15 protein-coding genes are annotated in these 19,984 nt (G+C 35.9%); 6 read left to right on the top strand and 9 right to left on the bottom strand.

Annotated features, from left to right (window positions below):
• Positions 1-64 precede the first annotated feature (64 nt).
• Positions 65-616 (bottom strand): RNA polymerase sigma-70 factor, encoded by a 552-nt coding sequence (locus NQ163_RS17420; protein ID WP_268191610.1) that lies wholly within the window; start codon positions 614-616, stop codon positions 65-67.
• 333 nt (positions 617-949) lie between these two features.
• Here NQ163_RS17420 and NQ163_RS17415 point away from each other — a divergent pair, with 333 nt between their 5' ends.
• From NQ163_RS17415 to NQ163_RS17395, 5 genes are all read left to right on the top strand, one after another.
• Entirely contained in the window at positions 950-4,216 is a 3,267-nt protein-coding gene (locus NQ163_RS17415; protein ID WP_268191609.1) for a S41 family peptidase, read from the top strand.
• A 188-nt stretch (positions 4,217-4,404) separates the two neighbouring features.
• Positions 4,405-5,472 carry a glycoside hydrolase family 53 protein gene (locus tag NQ163_RS17410; protein ID WP_268191608.1) on the top strand — a complete coding sequence of 356 codons (1,068 nt, stop codon included), beginning with the start codon at positions 4,405-4,407 and terminating at the stop codon, positions 5,470-5,472.
• A gap of 137 nt (positions 5,473-5,609) precedes the next feature.
• Complete coding sequence (locus tag NQ163_RS17405) at positions 5,610-7,100, top strand: acyl-CoA dehydrogenase family protein (RefSeq protein ID WP_268191607.1); 1,491 nt, start codon at positions 5,610-5,612, stop codon at positions 7,098-7,100.
• A gap of 182 nt (positions 7,101-7,282) precedes the next feature.
• Complete coding sequence (locus NQ163_RS17400) at positions 7,283-8,374, top strand: carboxypeptidase-like regulatory domain-containing protein (protein ID WP_268191606.1); 1,092 nt, start codon at positions 7,283-7,285, stop codon at positions 8,372-8,374.
• 41 nt (positions 8,375-8,415) lie between these two features.
• Positions 8,416-9,231 (top strand): peroxiredoxin family protein, encoded by an 816-nt coding sequence (locus NQ163_RS17395; protein WP_268191605.1) that lies wholly within the window; start codon positions 8,416-8,418, stop codon positions 9,229-9,231.
• Between the two features lie 281 nt (positions 9,232-9,512).
• Here the strand turns inward: NQ163_RS17395 and NQ163_RS17390 are convergent, their stop codons facing one another.
• Both NQ163_RS17390 and NQ163_RS17385 read right to left on the bottom strand, forming a co-directional pair.
• A complete protein-coding gene (locus NQ163_RS17390) occupies positions 9,513-10,853 on the bottom strand; it encodes a hypothetical protein (RefSeq protein WP_268191604.1) in 1,341 nt (446 codons plus the stop codon).
• Entirely contained in the window at positions 10,847-11,416 is a 570-nt protein-coding gene (locus NQ163_RS17385) for an RNA polymerase sigma factor (RefSeq protein WP_268191603.1), read from the bottom strand. The genes NQ163_RS17390 and NQ163_RS17385 overlap by 7 nt, the downstream gene beginning before the upstream one ends.
• Positions 11,417-11,694: 278 nt before the next feature.
• On the opposite strand from NQ163_RS17385, the gene NQ163_RS17380 reads away from it, so the two are divergent.
• A complete protein-coding gene (locus NQ163_RS17380) occupies positions 11,695-12,405 on the top strand; it encodes a hypothetical protein (RefSeq protein WP_268191602.1) in 711 nt (236 codons plus the stop codon).
• 195 nt (positions 12,406-12,600) lie between these two features.
• Here NQ163_RS17380 and NQ163_RS17375 read toward each other — a convergent pair whose 3' ends face one another.
• The 6 genes from NQ163_RS17375 to NQ163_RS17350 form a co-directional block, all read right to left on the bottom strand.
• Positions 12,601-13,323 (bottom strand): hypothetical protein, encoded by a 723-nt coding sequence (locus tag NQ163_RS17375; RefSeq protein WP_147375976.1) that lies wholly within the window; start codon positions 13,321-13,323, stop codon positions 12,601-12,603.
• A 165-nt stretch (positions 13,324-13,488) separates the two neighbouring features.
• The gene (locus NQ163_RS17370) at positions 13,489-14,223 is read right to left on the bottom strand and encodes an MIP/aquaporin family protein (RefSeq protein WP_268191601.1); all 735 of its coding nucleotides are present in this window, start codon (positions 14,221-14,223) and stop codon (positions 13,489-13,491) included.
• A gap of 419 nt (positions 14,224-14,642) precedes the next feature.
• Entirely contained in the window at positions 14,643-16,142 is a 1,500-nt protein-coding gene (gene glpK, locus NQ163_RS17365; protein ID WP_120240152.1) for a glycerol kinase GlpK, read from the bottom strand.
• Between the two features lie 345 nt (positions 16,143-16,487).
• Complete coding sequence (locus tag NQ163_RS17360) at positions 16,488-18,050, bottom strand: glycerol-3-phosphate dehydrogenase/oxidase (protein ID WP_268191600.1); 1,563 nt, start codon at positions 18,048-18,050, stop codon at positions 16,488-16,490.
• Between the two features lie 23 nt (positions 18,051-18,073).
• Positions 18,074-18,250: a hypothetical protein gene (locus NQ163_RS17355; protein WP_165836001.1), complete on the bottom strand. Its 177-nt coding sequence runs from the start codon at positions 18,248-18,250 to the stop codon at positions 18,074-18,076.
• Between the two features lie 392 nt (positions 18,251-18,642).
• Complete coding sequence (locus NQ163_RS17350) at positions 18,643-19,983, bottom strand: OprO/OprP family phosphate-selective porin (RefSeq protein ID WP_268191598.1); 1,341 nt, start codon at positions 19,981-19,983, stop codon at positions 18,643-18,645.
• Position 19,984: the final 1 nt, after the last annotated feature.

Raw genomic sequence — 19,984 nt, 5'->3', positions numbered from 1 at the left:
AGTTTCTGTACATTCTTGCAACCAGAGGCTTGAAGCTTGATCTTGAAAGCTGACTGCTTGTAACTTATAAATTTATCTCCAACAAAATCGCTACCAGGTAGGCATGCTTGCCTAATTTTTCACGAAGTTCTTTGTAGGCATGCATTTTATGAGACTTCACAGTATTAACGGTTAATCCCATTATATCCGCAATTTCCGGGTTCTTTAATCCCAATAGACTGTAACGAATAATCTGCTGACGTTGTTTGGGCAATTCACCAATGAATCTGTAAAGTAATCGGGATACTTCTTCTGACAAAACCTGATCCAGAAAAAACTCCTCAGTTTCCAATTTGGGTATGGATTCAGCAATGTACTTGTTCTTCACTTGTTCATGTTTGATGTTGTTCAAGCACTTGTTACGAACCGCACGGTACAAATACACTTTCAGGCTAACTTCATTCTGATACTCATCCTGTTTTTCCCACAAGCTAACAAACACCTCCTGCACCAAATCTTCACTCAGTTCGATGTCAGAAACAAAAGTATTGGCAAAACCAACAAGGCTTGCAAAATACTGATCGAATATTTTGCGAAAATTATCTCTGGTAAGTTTTATTTTATCGGGTGCGGTCAATGGTTGTGGGTTAAGAATTCGGCACTAAAATAAATAGTTTTATTTGAATCGGAAAAACTTTATATGATTTCCTTTTATCCAAATCAATTTATCTCAACACGGGTATTGTGTAACATACCAACATTCATTTCACAATTATTTTCAATATCAACAATTATACTTATGTTTGTGAAGTGCATACACCAGCACAACTTTTACACAAAGGAAAACCTCTAATATTTCTGTAAAGATCAAATCTCAGGTATAATTTTTTACCTATTTTTACCACCCCTAAGAAAATTTAACAATACCGATGCTTTTGCATCATTTTTTAAACAACAAGTACATTAACTAATGAAGAGATTATTTATTTTCTTAATGGCTGTGTTATGTAATGCTTATGCATTTGCCAATGGCAATTCTGAATGGATTCGTTACGCAGCAATTTCACCAGATGGAAAACAAATTGTTTTCACCAACAGAGGAGATTTGTATCTGGTATCGAGTAAAGGTGGCGAAGCTCGCCCACTAACCTTCCATAAGGCTCACGATTATATGCCTGTTTGGAGCCACGATGGAAGCAAAATTGCATTCGCGTCAAACCGCTTTGGAAACTTTGATGTGTACATTATGGATGCCAAAGGTGGTGCAGCTACACGTTTGACTTATCATTCGAACAAGGAAGTGCCTTACACATTTACCCGCGACAATAAAAACATCTTATTTGGAGGTATTCGTTTGGATGATGCAAATCACAGACAGTATCCACATCGTTCGCAAACAGAATTGTACCAGGTTCCTGTAAATGGAGGTCGTGTTGATCAAGTTTTTACAATTCCTGCTGAAGATATAAAAATCAGCAAAGATGGAAAACAGATGATTTATCATGATGTTAAAGGTGGCGAAGATGAATTTCGCAAGCACCATGTTTCATCAGTAACAAGAGATATCTGGACCTATGATGTGGTAAGTGACAAACACCAAATGATTAGCTCATTTAAAGGTGAAGACAGAAATCCTGTTTACAGTACTGATGAAAAAAGCATTTACTACCTAAGCGAAGAAAGTGGGTGTTTTAATGTGCACAAAATGGACCTTGCTACACCTAAGAAAAACACTCAGGTTACAAGCTTCAAAATGCACCCGGTTCGTTACCTAAGCATGGCTAAGAATGGAATACTTTGCTATACTCACAATGGAGAATTGTTTACCATGACCAATGGCAAACAAGAAAAAGTGAATGTAAATGTTCGTACTGAAGACAAAGCCAATAACGAGCAAATTATTTCGGTTCGTGGTAATGTAAAAGAAATGGCTATCTCGCCTGACGGAAAAGAAGTTGCCTATATTGTTAGAGGTGAGGTTTTTGTTTCTTCGGTTGAAGGTAAAATGACCAAAAGAATTACAACAACTCCTGCTCAGGAAAGATTTGTAAGCTTCTCGCCTGACGGAAAAAGCATTCTTTATGCAAGCGAAAGAAATGCAAAATGGGGAATCTACGCAAGTAAAAAAGTAAGCGATACAGAACCTTATTTCTATGCTTCAACTCTAATTAAAGAAGAGCCAGTAATTGTTAATAACAACGACAACTACGAGCCTGAATATTCTCCTGACGGAAAAGAGATTGCTTTTATTGAAAACAGAAGTTCATTGAAGATTTTCAATATCAAAAGCAAAAAGATCCGTACCATTATGAATGGCGATCAATTGTTTTATATGGGTGAAGGAGATCAGTATTTTACCTGGAGTCCTGATAGCAAATGGTTGTTGGTTGATTACTCTCCTGTATTGGCAAATGGCGAAGTTGTAATGATTTCGGCTGATGGCAAACAGAAAATGATTAACCTTACCGAAAGTGGTTATGGCGACAGCTACGCCAAATGGGTAAACAAAGGGAAGCAAATGTTGTGGTTTAGTGATCGTCATGGATTACGTTCATATGCCAACAGCGGTTCTCGCCAGATGGATGTATATACCATGTTCTTCACAAAAGATTCATGGGATCGTTTCAACATGAGCAAAGATGACTACGCTCTTCTGAAGGAAATTGAAAAGAAGGAAAAAGAAGAGAAAGAAAAAGCTAAAAAAGAAGCCGATAAGAAAGACAAGAAAAAATCGAAGAAGGACAAATCTAAAAAGGAAGAAGCTAAAAAAGACAGCTTGCTGACTTTTGATTGGGATGGCATGAAAGATCGCAAGAAAAGATTGACCATTCACTCTTCCAGATTGAGTGATGCTGTTCTTTCTAAAGATGGTGAGACTTTATATTACATTGCAAAATTCGATAAAGGATATAGCATTTGGAGTACCAAACTACGTACAAAAGAAACCAAGAAATTAATTCCTATCGGATCCAGAGGTGGAAGCTTGCTTTGGGATAAAGAGATGAAAAAGTTGTTCTTGTTATCAGGGGGAACAATGTCGAAAGTTGACTTGGCAGGAAAATCTACAAAAGCAATTTCTGTAAATAGCGAAATGATTTTGGATGTTGCTGCAGAACGTCAGCAGATGTTCGATCATGTTTATGCTCGAAACAAAGGCATGTTCTACATTTCGGATTACCACGGAGTTGATTGGGATGCTTTAAGAGATAATTATGAGCCTAAACTAAAATCGCTTAGTAACGATTTTGAATTTGCTCAATTGCTTTCTGAAATGTTAGGTGAATTGAATGTTTCACACTCTGGTGCACGTTACTACGGAGGAATTTACAATGGTGACAAAACCGCTTCTTTGGGAATCTTTATCGATTACAAACACAAAGGAGATGGTATCAAGATTGCTGAAATCATTAAGAATGGTCCATTGGATAAGAAAAAATTCAATGTAAAAGCAGGTATGATTATCGAGCAAATTGATGGAATCAAAATTGGTAAGGATGTTGATTTTGCGAAATTCTTAAATCGTAAAGCTGGTAAATTTACTGCTCTTCACATTTTCGATCCTTCTGCAAAAAAATATCAAGACATTACGGTAAAACCTGTTTCATTAGGTACCGAGTCAGACTTGATCTACAAGCGTTGGGTGAAAAAGAATGAGGAGGAAGTTGACCGTTTGAGTAATGGTAAACTTGCCTATGTTCACATTCCTGGAATGAACGATGGTGCTTACCGTAACACTTACGAAAAAGTAATGGGAAAATACTACGACCGCGATGGTATCATTATCGATACTCGTTTTAATGGTGGTGGTGATTTGGTTGGTGACATTACCATGTTCCTGACTGGTGAAACTTTTATGGAATATGCCATTGAAGATCGTACAGTTGGCTACGAACCTGGTTACCGTTGGACCAAGCCTTCTGTAGCGATGATCAATGAATCAAACTACAGTGATGGTCACTGTTTCTCATGCGCTTACAAAGACTTAGGTATTGGTAAACTAATTGGTATGCCTGTTCCTGGAACTTGTAGTTTTGCTGGTTGGGAAATGCTTCAGAACGATCGCGTACTATGGGGATCAATTCCTGTAAGTGCGAAGAACAAAGCAGGAGAATGGTTGGAAAACAATCAGACTGTTCCTGATATTCAGGTTAAAAACATGCCTAAAACCATTACCAAAGGTGAAGACGAACAGCTGGAAGCAGCTGTTAAAGCCTTAATGGAAGAATGTGCTGAATAAGCAATATAAGATAAAAGTAAAGCCGCTGAATGTTCAGCGGCTTTTTTTATACCACATATATGGCTCTCCAAGAAAAACAAACATTTAATAAAAACTTTGGTTCCCGCATGCATTTGGTATTAATCTAACTGATATTAAAGATGAAAAACAATTCTTTATAGATTTGTACAGATCAAATTTCAACTTCGATGAAACAGGTAACATTCCAAATAATTTTTTTAATCATGCTTTTCTCATCCTGCAGCAAAAATGAGAATGAAACAAATTTTCCAATACAGGAAGATGATTTTATAAAAGGAGCAGATTTGTCTTTTTTACCACAATTGGAAGGTCTATCTATTCCATTCTATGATGAAGGAATACAATCAGACGTTGTGAGCATCCTTAAAAAACATGGTATGAATACAGTTCGAATAAGATTATGGCATACTCCTAATACCCAAAGCTCTTCCTTTAATGAAGTTAAGAAGTTTGCAGAACAAATTAAAAAGCAAAAGCTTAAAGTTTGGTTAAGTATTCATTACTCTGATACTTGGGCAGATCCTGCACATCAACAAATACCTGAAGCTTGGAAAAACTTAAGCTTCGAGAAACTTAAGGATAGTGTATATAATTACACTTCAAAAATAGTTAGAGAAATAGAACCTAAATACGTGCAAATTGGAAATGAAATTAATCCCGGCTTCCTACTTCCCAAAGGAGATCGCTTCGATAATCCTAATCAGTTTATCGAACTATTATACACAGGAATTAAAGCTGTTCGTGATACCGATCCCAATTGCAAAATTATGATTCATCATGCCGGTTATTCCAATGCTTTATCTTTTTTTAATGATTTAAAACAACTTGATTTTGATATTATGGCCCTCTCCTACTATCCAATTTGGCACGGGAAAAGCCTTTCTGAATTGAAATCCAGTATAAGAAATTTACAAATTAAATTTTCCAAACCAGTTGTTATTGCCGAGACAGCCTATCCTTTTACTCTTGATTGGAACGATTGGACCAATAATATTGTTGGTCAGGATAATCAACTAATTCTGCCTGATTATCCGGCAACACCTGAAGGACAAAAGAATTTTCTACTCAAAATAAAAGATATTTGTAATGAAGTAGATGCTTTAGGATTTTGCTACTGGGGTGCAGATTTTGTCGCATTTGAAGGGAATGAGTCAAAAAATGGATCAAGTTGGGAAAATCAAGCCTTATTCGATTTTAACAATGAATTACTACCTACAGCTAACGCGTTCAATTGAAAATAATAAAACTCCATATTCAGGTTTAGCATTCTAAATAAGGAATAAAACACAAATAAAGACTTATTTGTCTTATTTAAGAGCTATTTTTATCGTGTCTAAATTAAATTAGATCAATAAAAAGAAGATTGAATAAGATGATTAAGAATTTTTCTGAGTACCTGAAAGAGTTTGAGCAAACCCTTAAGTCAGTATTTTACGAACGAGACGACATTAACAAATTCAGCCTGAATAGAGGTTTCCCTCCATTGGTAATGCGTGAGATAATGGCCGGAGCTCCTTTATCGGTTGCCATTCCAGAGAACTATGGAGGAAGAGGAACTAAAGTGAAGGAATGTTTAGGCATACTCTCTTCTGCTGCATATGAATCGTTGCCATTGGCATTAACATTAGGAATTAATATCGCACTATTCCTTGAGCCTGTTGCAAAATATGCGAACAACACAGTAAAGGGAGGTATCTTCAAACGCTTTTTGGAAAAACAACAAATGGGTGGTTTAATGATTACCGAACCTGATTTTGGCAGCGATGCTTTAAACATGCAAACTCATTATACGCAAAAAGATGACCTATACCATATTAAAGGAACTAAGCATTGGCAAGGTTTAACCGGATTGGCAGATTTTTGGCTGATTACTTCAAGACAGAAAGATGAGCAAGGCAAGTTGGATCGTGATATCGATTTTTTTATTTGCGATGTAACTCAAAAAAACCAAAAGGTTGTGGTCGAAGAGTATTTCGATAATCTGGGCCTATACATGATTCCTTATGGCACGAATAAACTTGATGTGCAAATACCAAAGGAATATAAATTAACTCCTGAAAGTACCGGAGTTAAAATGATGCTTGACATTCTTCACCGTAGCAGAATGCAGTTCCCAGGCATGGGATTGGGCTTTATCAAGCGACTAATGGATGAAGCAATTGACCAATGTAAAACCAGAATTGTAGGAGGAAAAAATTTACTCTCGTTTGATCAGGTTCAGCACCAAATTTCTAAAATGCAGAGTGCTTACACCATATGTTCTGCTCTTTGCGTTAGAAGTAGCGATAAAAGTGGATTGGAAAACAATTTGGCAAGCGATGGTGTTGAGGCCAACAGCATAAAAACTGTGGTTACCGATTTAATGCAAGAATCGGCTCAAACCCTTGTTCAATTATCTGGAGCTAAAGGATACCGCCTAAGCCATATTGGAGGGCGTGGAATTGTGGATAGTCGTCCATTCCAAATATTCGAAGGAGCAAATGAAATGCTTTATACTCAAATTTCGGATATGATTCTGAAATTGATGAAAAAGAAAAAAGAAAGCAACCTCTTTCAATTTTTGAAAGATTTTAATCTAACAGAGAAAGCATCCGAATATTTCAAGAAGGAAATTAATTTCACAATTGATTTTAACCTTCCGCAGCGCAAACAAGTTGATTTGGGAAAAGCTTTAAGTAGAATTGTATCGGCTGGTTTCGTTCTAAACCTGGAAGAAAAAGGTTTTAGAAAAGATTTGATAAGCAACTGCATCAAGTCTTTACAACATGATATCAGCAACCTGATTAACTCCTTTCAAATCAACAAAGGAGTATCAAGCATTGAAGATTATCAGGACGGAAGCTCTTGGTTAGAAATGGCATAGGATGTACCAAATATTACTTCAAAACCACCTTCATTGTAAGGTGGTTTATTTTATCCCTCTATTTACATTCATTATATTTTACGAAATAAATCGTACTTTATATAAATATATCATAAGTATTATTTAAATTTGATAGGATTCATATTCAAAAAGAATAAATTACCAATTGCCACCTATTCATCATGAAGAATCTTATCTGTATCATATCCTGTTTATTAGTAATTATCACAAGCATTCATGCTCAAAATAAACAACAACAAATATCAGGAAAAGTGGTCGACTCAAAAACAAAAACACCACTAATAAATGTCGAAGTTTTTGTTTCGGGAACTACCATTGGAACCACAACGAACGATAAAGGAGAATTTAAACTGAATTCACCTGTAGTTCCATGTCATATCGGCTTGTTACATGTTGCCTATCAACCATTAGTCTTAACCATTTCAGATAATTCGTTTTTAAATATTGAACTCACTAAAAAAACAAGAAATATTCATGAAGTTCAGGTAAAGGCAAAAAACAAGCGACGCGCAAACCTCAGAATATTTAATAAGTACTTCTTGTACCATGCCGAAAAATCGCAGGTAAAGATTTTAAACGATAGTGTTCTTCGGTTTAAAAAAGATGAATATGATTTTCATGCTTTCTGCAACTCACCACTTATTATCGAAAACAAACATTTGGGCTATCAGATTAAAATACTGATTAAAGATTTTCATGTTTGTAAAAAAGATAAGGTTGGAGGCAAAAAAATTAGTTTAAATAAATTTACCGAGAATGCTCTTTTTAAACTACAAGCCTTTTATTACTATCAGGATATAAATACAAGAGATACAATTGAACGAACTTTAATTAAAAAGAATCGTCGTAAACATTATTATGGTTCATTAAGACATTTCCTTGGTTCTCTTTACTCTAACGAACTTGGGAAAAACGGATTTAGCCTACAAAGTATTCCAAATTCTGGTAAAGATGCATTCACTCTAACATCGGGAAGTGATCAAATGAAGCGATTTAAATTCATGGCAGAGAAGGTAAAGGTAACCTATCATGAAGATTTTGCGCATCGCCCAGTACATCCGGAACAAATTCAAGGAAGCTATGCAACTTGGCCAACCACTTTTATTTCTTTGGGTCACGAGTTTGAAATACTTCCTAATGGCACATCAACCAATTTGAACTTTGAAATTCATGGTTCAATGGGACAAAAATCCTTAGCTAATACATTGCCAGATAACTACATTCCAGAATCGAATCCAGACTTTAACTTATAACAACAATTCAATTATAAATATGAACCTTTAAAAATCCTAAAATGAAATTCAAAATTACAATCCTATTAATCCTTTCTTTTCTAACAGTATTTGGAACTTTTGCTCAACAGAAAAAAGTAATCAAGCCTGAAACCATTTATATCGTAGATAACGAGATCGTGAGCCTAGAGTTTGTAAAAAAACTAAATACTTCTCACATTAAGGAAATGAAAATGGGAGTATCAGGTAAAGAAAAGGAAGCACTTAAAAAAAAGTATGGCGAATCAATAGAGGATAACCAAATTATTGTTTTTGTAATGAAAACAGAGAAGGAAATCAAAAACACCAATGACTCCAAAACAATAACACCTGAAGAGACTGCAGAAATAAATCGCAAAAATGCTGAAGAGCGTGCTAAAAAAATAAAAGAATCTACCTTGGTAAATAGCGGCGATATGTCTAAAGATTTCTCCTTAGAAATGCTTGATGGATCAAAGGTTAAATTATCCGATTTTAAAGGTAAAGTAGTTTTAATCAACTTTTGGGCAACCTGGTGTGCTCCTTGCATGAAAGAACTTTATGAATTTCCAGAAAGAATTATCGAACCATTTGCTGACAAGGATTTTGTTTTGCTGGCAATCTCTCGAGGGGAAAAAGAAGAGGTAGTTCGTAAAAAAATGGATAAGCTAAAAAGTAGAGGCGTTGAGTTTAATGCCGGATTAGATCCAAAGGAAGAAATTTACAAACTATATGCTACCAACTTAATTCCTCGCAACTTCTTGATCGATCAAAATGGGAAAGTGGTGTATACCTCGGTTGGTTACTCGGATGAAAAATTAAACGAATTGGTAAATAAGATTGAGGAATTATTGAAATAGAAATACAATCGTATGTCCATGTGACTATTGAAAGAAAATATAAATAGCTAAAAACAGGACCTTAAAGAGGTTCTGTTTTTGTTTTAACAGCATGTTATACAACACACAAATGTTTGTGGAACTTACTCGAGACACTTATCTAACTACCTAAAACAAGTTAGTAGACCTACTTAAGGCACTTAACCAAGTTAACACCCCACTCAAAATAATAATATGATGCCTTAAAAGGAATGATTGTTTTGTACAAAGCACTACAAGATGAAAGATTCCATAAAATGCACCTAAAAATTATAGCGAATCCCAGTGTGTACACCAATTGAGTATGGTTTATAATCAAATCGTCCACTCTTGTTAATGGAATTCAGGTAATATTTAAAACTAGGTTCAAGACCAATTCTTACTTTCGGACTTAACTGATATTCGAATCCCAAACCAAATAAGGAGCTAAAATTGGTAGTTCTTAAATTCTCTATTTCACCAATTTTTTGTCTAGACCCTGAAGTTCGATAAACACCATTCTCAACAATCCAGTTGGCACCAATACCTCCACTAAAATAAACGCCCAATCTCTTTTGTGTTAAATTGTATCGTAGTAAAATTGGTACCTCTATGGTTTCGAAGCTTTGCATTAAATCATCCGATGAACTGTAAGTAGAAGCAACCATATATTCAGCATTGGTTTTATCTTCTATATTCCCTCCTGTATACCTAATGTTCCCGGCAGATGTATGCGATGGTAGAAATGTTCTCTCTTGTCTGTTAATATCATTTGTTTCACCTTCTCCTATAGGATCTGCAAATGCCATGCTCATACTTGAACCACCCATATCCTGACCAACACGATTATACATGAATCCGGTTTGCAAAGCCAACTTCTCACCCAAAGCATAGTTCACTTTTACTCCTCCTCCAAAACTTACAATTCCGCTATTTGCACTTGAAGCCGATTCTTCGTTAGAGTAAGCTGAAGAGATTTGCCCAATAATGGCCCAACGATTCTTTCTTAACTCATCCTTTTTAGATTGTTCCATTGCCAGAAGATTATTCATAACAATCAAATCTTCGGCACTTAATTGGATGGCTTTTGATTTTTCAGCCTGTTGATATTGCAATCTCTCAGGAACTTGATTGGCCCCGTTAAGCAATAGTTTAATTCCTTCTGGTATGCTATTCAATAAAGATTCTTTCTCAAACTTGTTCTCTTTGCTGGTTATTGCTGGTTGAACGATATTCTTTGCAAAATTTGATGCATTTTCAGCAATAAATACACCATTCCCCTTCTTCTCGCTAATTATTTTATTTTCAGTAGCATTGTTTTCCCTAATATCACCCAATGTTTCTGTCTGATTCAATTGATTAACTGATGAAGTATTATCGCTCAATTGTTCGATATGAACACTTCCGGGTTGAGAATTAAACAAGCTACGATTTGCAATTCCAAAAAATAACAGCACCGAAGCCGCTAATGCAGTAGAAACAAAAATGATTACTCCTCTCCTTTTTCTACGAGCAGCTGCCATCTTTCCATTAATTGCATTCCAGACTTCAGGATTTGGTTCAACACTCATTCCTTTCAACCCATCGGCAAACAGACTATCGATATGTTTGTTCTCGTCTAGCATATTTTCAGCTTGTTCTCTTTTTCACTTAAATAATCATTCACTTTTTGTTTTAAAATTGCTCTTCCCCGAGCCAGATTCGATTTTGAAGTTCCTACGGAAATATCCATTACCTCAGAAATTTCGTTATGGGTGTATCCATCTAAAACATATAAACTAAACACCATTTGGTACCTATCGGGCAAGCCCTGAATCATCTGCAAAAGAACTTCCAATGGAATGTCTGAGTTTTGAATTGATTCATCGGCTTCTGAATCAGGATCAGGTTCCCAAACCTCATCAACCACTTGCATATTTTTCGATTTGCGGAACTTTTCCAAAGCCGTATTAACCATTATTCTACGTATCCAACCTTCGAATGATCCTTTGAACTGATAAGATTTAATACTTTGAAAAACCTTTATAAATCCATCCTGCAAAGTATCCTCGGCCTCACTTAAATCATTGGAATACCTCAAGCACACCCCTAACATTTTGGGTGCAAACTCCCGATAAAGCAATTCTTGCGCTTTAGATTTACCTTTCGAGCAGTCTTTTACTATTTGTTCTAATTCTCGGTTTTCCAAAGTGGTTAACGTCTTTTACGATCCTGATTTATTAAATAGTTGTACAAAGTGCGATAAGGTTGCGCTAAAATTACAACTTTTTTATTTGACATTTAAAATACACTGGTTCTAAGACAAATAGAAAATTCATTATTTAAAATTTATAAAATTAAAGCAACCATTTCAAAGTTTCATCATCAAGCAATTGTAAAAACTTTTAAAAGAGACATACCCGGGATTTTGTCTCTACAATTTATTAAAACAGAAAAATCAGTATTACTGATAAAAACTAAAAACAAATGAAGAATTTAAAAAGCATAGGGGCATTGCTAATTATAGCAGCAAGTATTGTGGCATGTGATAGTAGTGTTGACAACACACCAAATTTACAAGCAATTGGTGATGTATATGTAAGAGTGAAAAAAAGTGGTGATGAAACAGTTTATGCACCAGTATTTTACACCTATTCAAATTTCTCGATGAGTAAAGTTAATGTAGAAGGCCCAACCGATAGCAATATTGAAAAGGATTTAAGCGATTACAATAATAAAATGGCTTTTAGAGCAGTTCCTTCCGAAGATGATTTTACAACAGAGGACATAGAGAATGGAATTTATCAATTTGACATTACTGCCGAAGATCTTGAAACCTACACCGTAAGCGATAAATTACTAGAAGCTAGACTTGAACCAGTTAAAATTACAGAATTTAACTACGATAAGACAACACACACTATCGATATTAACTGGGATGATGTAGATGACAAAGATGTTTATGTAGTAAAAATTCACAATGAAATGGATGGAGAAATCATTTATGTTTCTGATAGAATGCTTTCATCAAATCATAAAGTAATTGAAGATGATACTAACAACTGGTCTGATTTTGAGACTATAGAAGGTGCAACTTATGTTGTTGGGGTTTATGCCTACAAATTTGAACTTCCTTCCGCAACATCTGGCTACGATATCAACTGTGAATCGGTTGAGTACCGCGAGATTGAATGGTAATTAAAGTTGTTTACTAAATGATTAAGATACAAGCATTATTAATGCTGAAAACTTACTATCTGGCAGATAGCTACAGAACAATTTTCAACGAAAAAACTCGCTCTTCTTTCGAAGAGCGAGTTTAATCGCTAATAATAGAACTAGATGTTCTGCTTTTATGGAAATTAATGCAAAGGTTTAATCAAACATTGATGATTAAAAACCAATACCTAAAATTAGGTTCGCAGTTTCTGCTTGTGGGTTAATCGCAACTTTAGCCCAAGCATTTAAAGAAAAACTCTCTGTAATTTTAATCTCTCTGGTAGCTGTAGCTCCGATATTTACAAAACCAAAACTCTCACCATAAACCTGGTCTTCGAAAGCGTTTAAGCCTGCGAATAAAGAAATCTTTTCTCCACCAATGGTTACTGGATATCCAAACTCAACGTAAGTTGAATAGTTTTGGTCACCATTCTCATCTAAATCGCGACCATAAAGCATAGTGCTTACCGAAAGACTTAAAGGAAATTTCTCAGTAAAATAGAAGTTAAAACTTGCATCAATCAAGTGATTCGTTGTAGCTCTATCTAAATCAAGATAGTTGTAATCGTCAATTGAAGCTCTATCGCGGTTTGCAAATAAGTCCCAAACTGCTATGTTAAAATGATCGTTAAACTTATATCCTACATGAAAATCGAATTCTGAATATGTATTATCGAATGCATATCCACCCCATGCACCAAAAGTAAAGTTGTTATTGGTATAAGCAAGGTCCATTTCGAAATTGGCAGTATTACTTACCATGATACCTCTCCAGTAATGGCGAGTAGTTACCGATGGACTAACTGTTACTTTTCCTTGTGCATTTACGTTCATATTCGACGCAAATAATATTATAAGAGTAAATAATACTGATAGCTTTAAAACTGATTTTTTCATTAGATTAATATTTTATGGGCTGTAGAGATCCTGAAGGTCTCAATTTCAAGATCTCCACAGGGTTTAAAAATGTAGTCGTGTTATTTAATTCTAAGCGTAGCTTAGATCTACTATCGAAAACCTTTCAAGCATAAACTTGTTATTGGCAGATAGCTTTAGGTTTATTTATAAGCTCATAAACAAGAATGCTGCAACTGCTGCTCCTACGATAGGAGCAATAACCGGAACCAAAGAGTATCCCCAGTCGCTACCACCTTTATTGTTCATAGGAAGAATAGCATGCATAATTCTTGGACCAAGATCTCTTGCAGGGTTAATTGCATAACCAGTAGTTCCTCCTAAAGAAAGTCCGATAGCAACTACTAACAGAGCAACTGGCAAAGCACCTAAAGTACCCAATCCAACCTTGGCACCCTCAACACCAGCAGCTTCGAAAGAAGGACCTGCCAAATAGAAGATTACAAACATCAATACAAATGTTCCGATAACTTCACTGATAACATTGCTTCCAAAGTTACGGATAGCAGGACCAGTAGAGAAACATGCTAATTTCGCTCCACCATCTTCAGTAGAATTAAAGTGATCGCGATACATTAACCACACAAGGAATGCTCCGAATGCAGCTCCTGCCATTTGAGCAACGATAAAAAGACCTACTTTTGACCATGCAAACATACCTGCTACAGCCAAACCTACGGTTACAGCCGGGTTAATATGTGCTCCGGAAATTGGGCCTGCAACAGCTACTGCTGTAAATACTGCTAATCCCCATCCCATTGTGATTACGATCCAACCACTGTTATTTCCTTTGGTATTATTCAATACAACGTTTGCAACTACTCCATTACCTAAAAGGATTAGTAACATTGTTCCTATAAATTCTGCAATAAATTCACTCATGACTTTATGGTTTTATTAATGTGAGTTCGACGTAAAATTCTATCCACAGAAAGTTATATTTGCGATAGATTTGCATTAAAAATTTTGAAAAAATAGTGGACTATTTTAAGGAATTTTTAATGTGAAGATGTCGTAAAGAGAACTCTCCCTTATTGGTTCGCCTGCTTTTGGCATAAATCCCCCAAATCCATTTAAAATATCCCGATATTTCTTCACGAATTTGTGAAAATTTCTACTCAAAATCAGGTCAAACTGTGACCGAATTCTACATCGATCTCACGTTATTTAGTAATTGTTAATAAAAGAATGCCGGAATCCATTCTCCTTCCGTTCCTTCATCTCATTTCCGGCATTGGTTTAAAAATATTAAACCCGAGATCAATCCTACCAACCAATCTCAGGTTGTTAGATGTTGAAAATTAAGCTTCTGTATCCCAATCTTTCGAACGACCAAGGGCTTTATCCCAACCTTTAATCATCTTCTCAGATTTTTCTTTAGGCATTTCTGGCTCGAACTTGCGATCCATTGCCCACTGGCTTTTAATTTCATCAACACTATCCCAATATCCAACTGCTAAACCTGCCAAGTATGCAGCACCTAGTGCAGTAGTTTCAAGAGTTTTCGGGCGATAAACTGGTGCGTCTAATACATCCGACTGGAATTGCATTAATAAGTTGTTAATTGCAGCACCACCATCAACACGTAATTCGTTAATTTCTATTCCAGCATCAGCTTCCATAGCTTTCAATACGTCTCTGGTTTGGAAAGCGATACCTTCTAAAGCAGCTCTTGCGATGTGAGCAGAAGTTGATCCTCTTGTTAAACCAACAATTGTACCTCTTGCATACTGATCCCAATGTGGAGCTCCTAAACCTGTTAATGCAGGCACAAGGAATACACCTCCATTATCTTCTACCGAACCAGCCAATTCTTCTACTTCCGGAGACGACTTGATAATTCCTAATCCATCGCGTAACCATTGTACGATAGCTCCTCCCATGAAAATACTTCCTTCCAGGCAGTAAGTAGTTTCACCATTAATTTGCCATCCAATGGTAGTTAATAAGTTGTTGTTTGATTTTACTGGCGTAGTTCCGGTATTACAAAGCATGAAACATCCTGTTCCATATGTGTTCTTCACCGAACCTGGCTTAATACACATCTGGCCGAAAGTAGCAGCTTGCTGGTCACCTGCAATACCCGCGATAGGTACCTCGTGAGCGAAAAGAGTAGTTACCGTATGTCCATATACTTCTGAAGAAGATTTAACTTCTGGAAGAATACTGGCAGGAATGTCAAGAAGTTCCAACATGTCCTTATCCCACTCCAAAGTTTTGATGTTGTAAAGTAAAGTTCTACTTGCGTTGGTAACATCTGTTACGTGTACTTTTCCTTGAGTCAATTTCCAGATTAACCAGCTATCGATAGTACCAAATGCCAATTTACCTGCTTCTGCTTTTTCGCGAGCACCTTCAACATTATCAAGAATCCACTTTACTTTAGTTCCCGAGAAGTAAGAATCGATAATCAAACCAGTCTTATCCTGAATCATATCAGCATGACCTTGTGCTTTTAATTCATCGCAGTATTTAGATGTACGACGATCTTGCCAAACGATTGCGTTGTAAATTGGTTCGTTGGTTTCGCGGTCCCAAACAACGGTTGTCTCTCTCTGGTTAGTGATACCAATCCCCGCGATGTTTTTACCGTTAGCTCCAGCCTGAGTAATCGCTTCAGCTGCTACACCTGCTTGTGTAGACCAAATCTCATTCGCATCATGCTCTACCCATCCTGGCTGAGGGAATATTTGGGTAAATTCCTTCTGTGCCACGCTCACCATCTCGCCTTTTTTGTTGAAAACGATTGCTCTCGAACTTGTAGTTCCCTGGTCTAAAGCTAAAATAAACTTGTCTTCCATAATTCAATTAATTTGGGTTATTGTGTTATTAAAATTATAGTCTTTCCGAGTACTCAATTGCTATTATTTACAAATTGTAAACGATTGCAATTTTGCGATAAAAAATTTTTAATCCTTCGGATTAAACGCACAAATCCATATTTATACAGATTTGATTAGGGTTTTAGGTAGTATTTAACACATCACATTCAATAGAAAATGTAGGACTATGCGAGCAAGGCAATATCGTGCCAAAACTAACAAATTGATTAATAATATTGTAACAATTAATAAAATCAGTAGTTATAAATAACAGACTAAGAACTACCTTTAATAAAACTCTTGCTCAATTTGTCCTACATTTCTTTATTTCAATATGTACTGGGCTGCCAAATCATTAAATTTCTTTATTTGATCATCCTCCCATACTTTATCGTATTTAAGCTCTTTTGCCATTAATTCAGCAACTTTTGGAGCCATTCTAACACTTTCTTTTGCATCAAGAAGTAAAGCCCTGGTTCTACGCGATAAAAAATCTTCTACCGTTCTGGCCATTTCATTTCTGACTGCCCAAACAACCTGTGCGTTCAATACTTGAAGCTCTTCACTTAAATATTCGTTTAAGCCATTTTCTTGCTTTGCCAAATCCAAAATCTTCTCCTCATCGGAGCCATAGAAATACATCGGATTGCTTAAATCCGGATTTTCTTTATATCCGTGAATTCGTAAGTTTCTTGTTACTGATTTTTTTTGTTCCAAACCGGCAGTCTTAGCAACAGTATTCATTACATCTTCAGCCATTTGGCGATAGGTTGTCCATTTTCCACCTGTTAAAGTCACCATACCTGATTCAGATACAACAATCTTATGGCCTCTTGAAATCTCTTTGGTCTTCGCCCCATCTTGAGTTGGAGCTGCTAAAGGTCTTAATCCAGCAAATACACTTCTTACATCTGATCTTTTAGGTGGTTTTTCAAGGAACCTACCTGCAGTTTCCAATATAAAATCAACTTCCTCTTCCAACGCCTTCGGTTCTAGTTCTGCTTTATCTTTGTGTACATCAGTAGTACCAACCACTACTTTGTTGTGCCATGGTACTGCAAATAACACACGGCCATCACTTGTTTTAGGAATCATTACAGCATAGTCGCCAGGAACAAATTCCTTATCCAATACCAAGTGAACACCCTGACTCACCCTTACGATATCTTTCGCTTTAGGTTCGTCCATTTTGATAATTTCATCAACAAAAACGCCTGTGGCATTTAAAACAGCCTCTCCTTCAATGGTATAAGTTTCATTATTTTCAAGGTCAGTAGCCTTTACTGCAGTGATTTTGCCATTATTTTTAACCACTCCTGTAACTTTCATATAATTGATAGCCACTCCTCCATTTTCTACAAATGTTTGACACATGTTTATTGCCAATCGGGAGTCATCAAACTGTCCATCATGATAAACTACTCCACCACTAAGCTTTTCACTTTTAAGAGTTGGTATGTATTTAAGTGTTCTTTTCTTTGAAAATGGTAAAGATCTTCCATAACCTAACTTTCCTGCCATTAAATCATAGAGAGTTAATCCTAAAGTATAATATGGAGTTCCCCACCAAGTATAATTTGGAATAATAAAGGATTGATCTTTTACCAAGTGAGGAGCATTCTTTTTTAATAAGCCTCTCTCACGTAAAGCTTCAAGAACCAATGAGATATTTCCTTGAGCAAGATATCTTACGCCACCATGAACCAATTTTGTACTTCTGCTTGAAGTACCTTTAGCGAAATCATCCTGTTCAAGAAGAAGGGTTTTGTAACCACGTGTCGAAGACTCAATGGCTGCGCCCAACCCCGATGCACCACCACCAACAATAATCACATCCCATTTCTGTTTTGCACTCTTAACTTCTCTAAGCATCTTTCCTCTATCCATGACTGCACAACCTATTGATTCTTCTACAATTCTTTTTCCCAATACTCCCAAATACTTCCTTTCGCTTCTTCTTCATCCTGAGTAGCCAATTCTTTTTGTCCAGACAAAATGTCTAAGAAAAAAGAATAAAGGCGATTTCCCATTTGCATATCAAATCTTACATCTTCCATAGTAGTATTAAAATATAAATCTGAATACACAGTACATTGCTTTACTATGTACCTTTATCAAAAAAAACGGAAGCATTCTTCCTATCAATTACCAAGTTTAATAAAGTTGTTTCAAACTTGATACTTACAAAGCTAAATAAAATACTTAGTATTGCAAGGTGCTTTGCAAAGAAATAGTCTGTTTTAATTTAGTCTAAAATACAAAAACCTCACACAAAGACTATTTTTACTGATAAAGGAGAGTATCAGTATTTTTGAAAGATCAAAGAAAAAAAATAAAAAAAGAGACCTATTTCACTTAGAAATGGTCTCTTTTAATTAAAAAAATCTATTTAAACAGGTCTGATATTTCCCTTAGATTTTATACAGAAAAACTTGCTTAGTTATAGCAAGCAAGTTTTTCCTATATAATATGTAATCTCTTAAAAATTAACTTGAATTCTTCCTTTAAGAACTCCAATGTTTTTATCTAATGGGTGTTTCTGATTATCAACATCCATATAGTCATAATTCAAGCGGAACATTACATTAGAACTTACGTAGTAATTTACAGCCAAGCTATAAGTATCAGCTTTTCCACCTTGAATACTCATGTTACCAGCTCCACCCAAAGCAGCATTTAAATCTGCAGGACCATAAGCTCCGTTAAAATAAGTACCATCAATATCGTTCAAATCTGTATGATCGTAACGAACAAGGAATTCAAAAGCACCAGCTTTAGGTCTTTTAATGTATGCAGTTGATGAGTTGTACTTGTAGTTGTCTCCTAATAAGAACCCAGCTTGTACATAGTATGCTTTGGTTTCGATATCACGAAGCTCACCATACCAATCAGGATAATCCTGAGGTTTTACAGGCCATGCATAAGTAACGTAATACAATGGACCGTCTTTCATTAATCTTGACACATAATCATCATCACGAGTTACTTTTGCTTGAGTATATTCAGCTTGTAACATGAAAGGGCCTTTCAATGCCAAAGTTTGGAAGTTAAATCTCATATCAGACTGTGCTCCATTCATTGTAGCATTTAAAAATTTGTGCTCAGGACCAGCTGCAAATTCAACTACACGATTGTAATCATCATCGTTGAAACTATCGCTAAAACCATTAGCTTCAGGCTTTCTATAGGTAAATGATCCTCCTACCTGGAATACGAAATCATCGTTTTGAATTGGAGTATAAGCAACTTTAGAAGTCGTAGAAAAACCTTGATCACCCTTACTGTTATTATCAACAGAACCAGCAAAAATACCAGTTGAACCATAGAATTTCTGAGTATAGTAGGTATATCCCAAACCGACTCCACGGCCAATACCCATAGCCTGAGTTGTATTGGAAGCGCCAATAAATCTTAGGTTTTTGCTTGATTCAGCAGCCTCAATTCCGAATGGTTCAAAGAAGTTACCTACAGTAAAAGTACTGTTCTTTTTGTGGTGATATCTTAAGAAAGCATCCTTAATCTTCACCTCATCGTTACCAAAACCAACATTCACTTTAGCGCTCCACTTTCCCCATCTTACACTTGTTCCGAAGCGAATATCACTTACTGAAACATCAGAACTTAAATCAGTAACATCATCAAAATAATGAACACCATCCATGTAAATTCTACCATTAATACTTACCTGGTATTCTTTATCAGCAGAAGTCAATTTAATTCCTCCGTTCGGATTATCTACTGAAATTTTATTTTCCTGAGCATTTGCTCCTAAAGCTAACACTCCTGTTAATAAGGCAGCTATATATAATTTTTTAAACATA

Source organism: Marinifilum sp. D737 (assembly GCF_026672275.1).
Lineage (GTDB): Bacteria > Bacteroidota > Bacteroidia > Bacteroidales > Marinifilaceae > Marinifilum.
The sequence above is the reverse complement of the archived record's forward strand: the minus strand, read 5'-3'. Positions and strand labels throughout refer to the sequence as shown.

Coding starts and splice junctions, on each gene's coding strand:
- NQ163_RS17415 (WP_268191609.1), top strand. CDS start 950: ATGAAGAGATTATTTATTTTCTTAATGGCTGTGTTATGTAATGCTTAT.
- NQ163_RS17410 (WP_268191608.1), top strand. CDS start 4,405: ATGAAACAGGTAACATTCCAAATAATTTTTTTAATCATGCTTTTCTCA.
- NQ163_RS17405 (WP_268191607.1), top strand. CDS start 5,610: ATGATTAAGAATTTTTCTGAGTACCTGAAAGAGTTTGAGCAAACCCTT.
- NQ163_RS17400 (WP_268191606.1), top strand. CDS start 7,283: ATGAAGAATCTTATCTGTATCATATCCTGTTTATTAGTAATTATCACA.
- NQ163_RS17395 (WP_268191605.1), top strand. CDS start 8,416: ATGAAATTCAAAATTACAATCCTATTAATCCTTTCTTTTCTAACAGTA.
- NQ163_RS17390 (WP_268191604.1), bottom strand. CDS start 10,853: ATGCTAGACGAGAACAAACATATCGATAGTCTGTTTGCCGATGGGTTG.
- NQ163_RS17380 (WP_268191602.1), top strand. CDS start 11,695: ATGAAGAATTTAAAAAGCATAGGGGCATTGCTAATTATAGCAGCAAGT.
- NQ163_RS17375 (WP_147375976.1), bottom strand. CDS start 13,323: ATGAAAAAATCAGTTTTAAAGCTATCAGTATTATTTACTCTTATAATA.
- NQ163_RS17370 (WP_268191601.1), bottom strand. CDS start 14,223: ATGAGTGAATTTATTGCAGAATTTATAGGAACAATGTTACTAATCCTT.
- glpK (WP_120240152.1), bottom strand. CDS start 16,142: ATGGAAGACAAGTTTATTTTAGCTTTAGACCAGGGAACTACAAGTTCG.
- NQ163_RS17360 (WP_268191600.1), bottom strand. CDS start 18,050: ATGGATAGAGGAAAGATGCTTAGAGAAGTTAAGAGTGCAAAACAGAAA.
- NQ163_RS17350 (WP_268191598.1), bottom strand. CDS start 19,983: ATGTTTAAAAAATTATATATAGCTGCCTTATTAACAGGAGTGTTAGCT.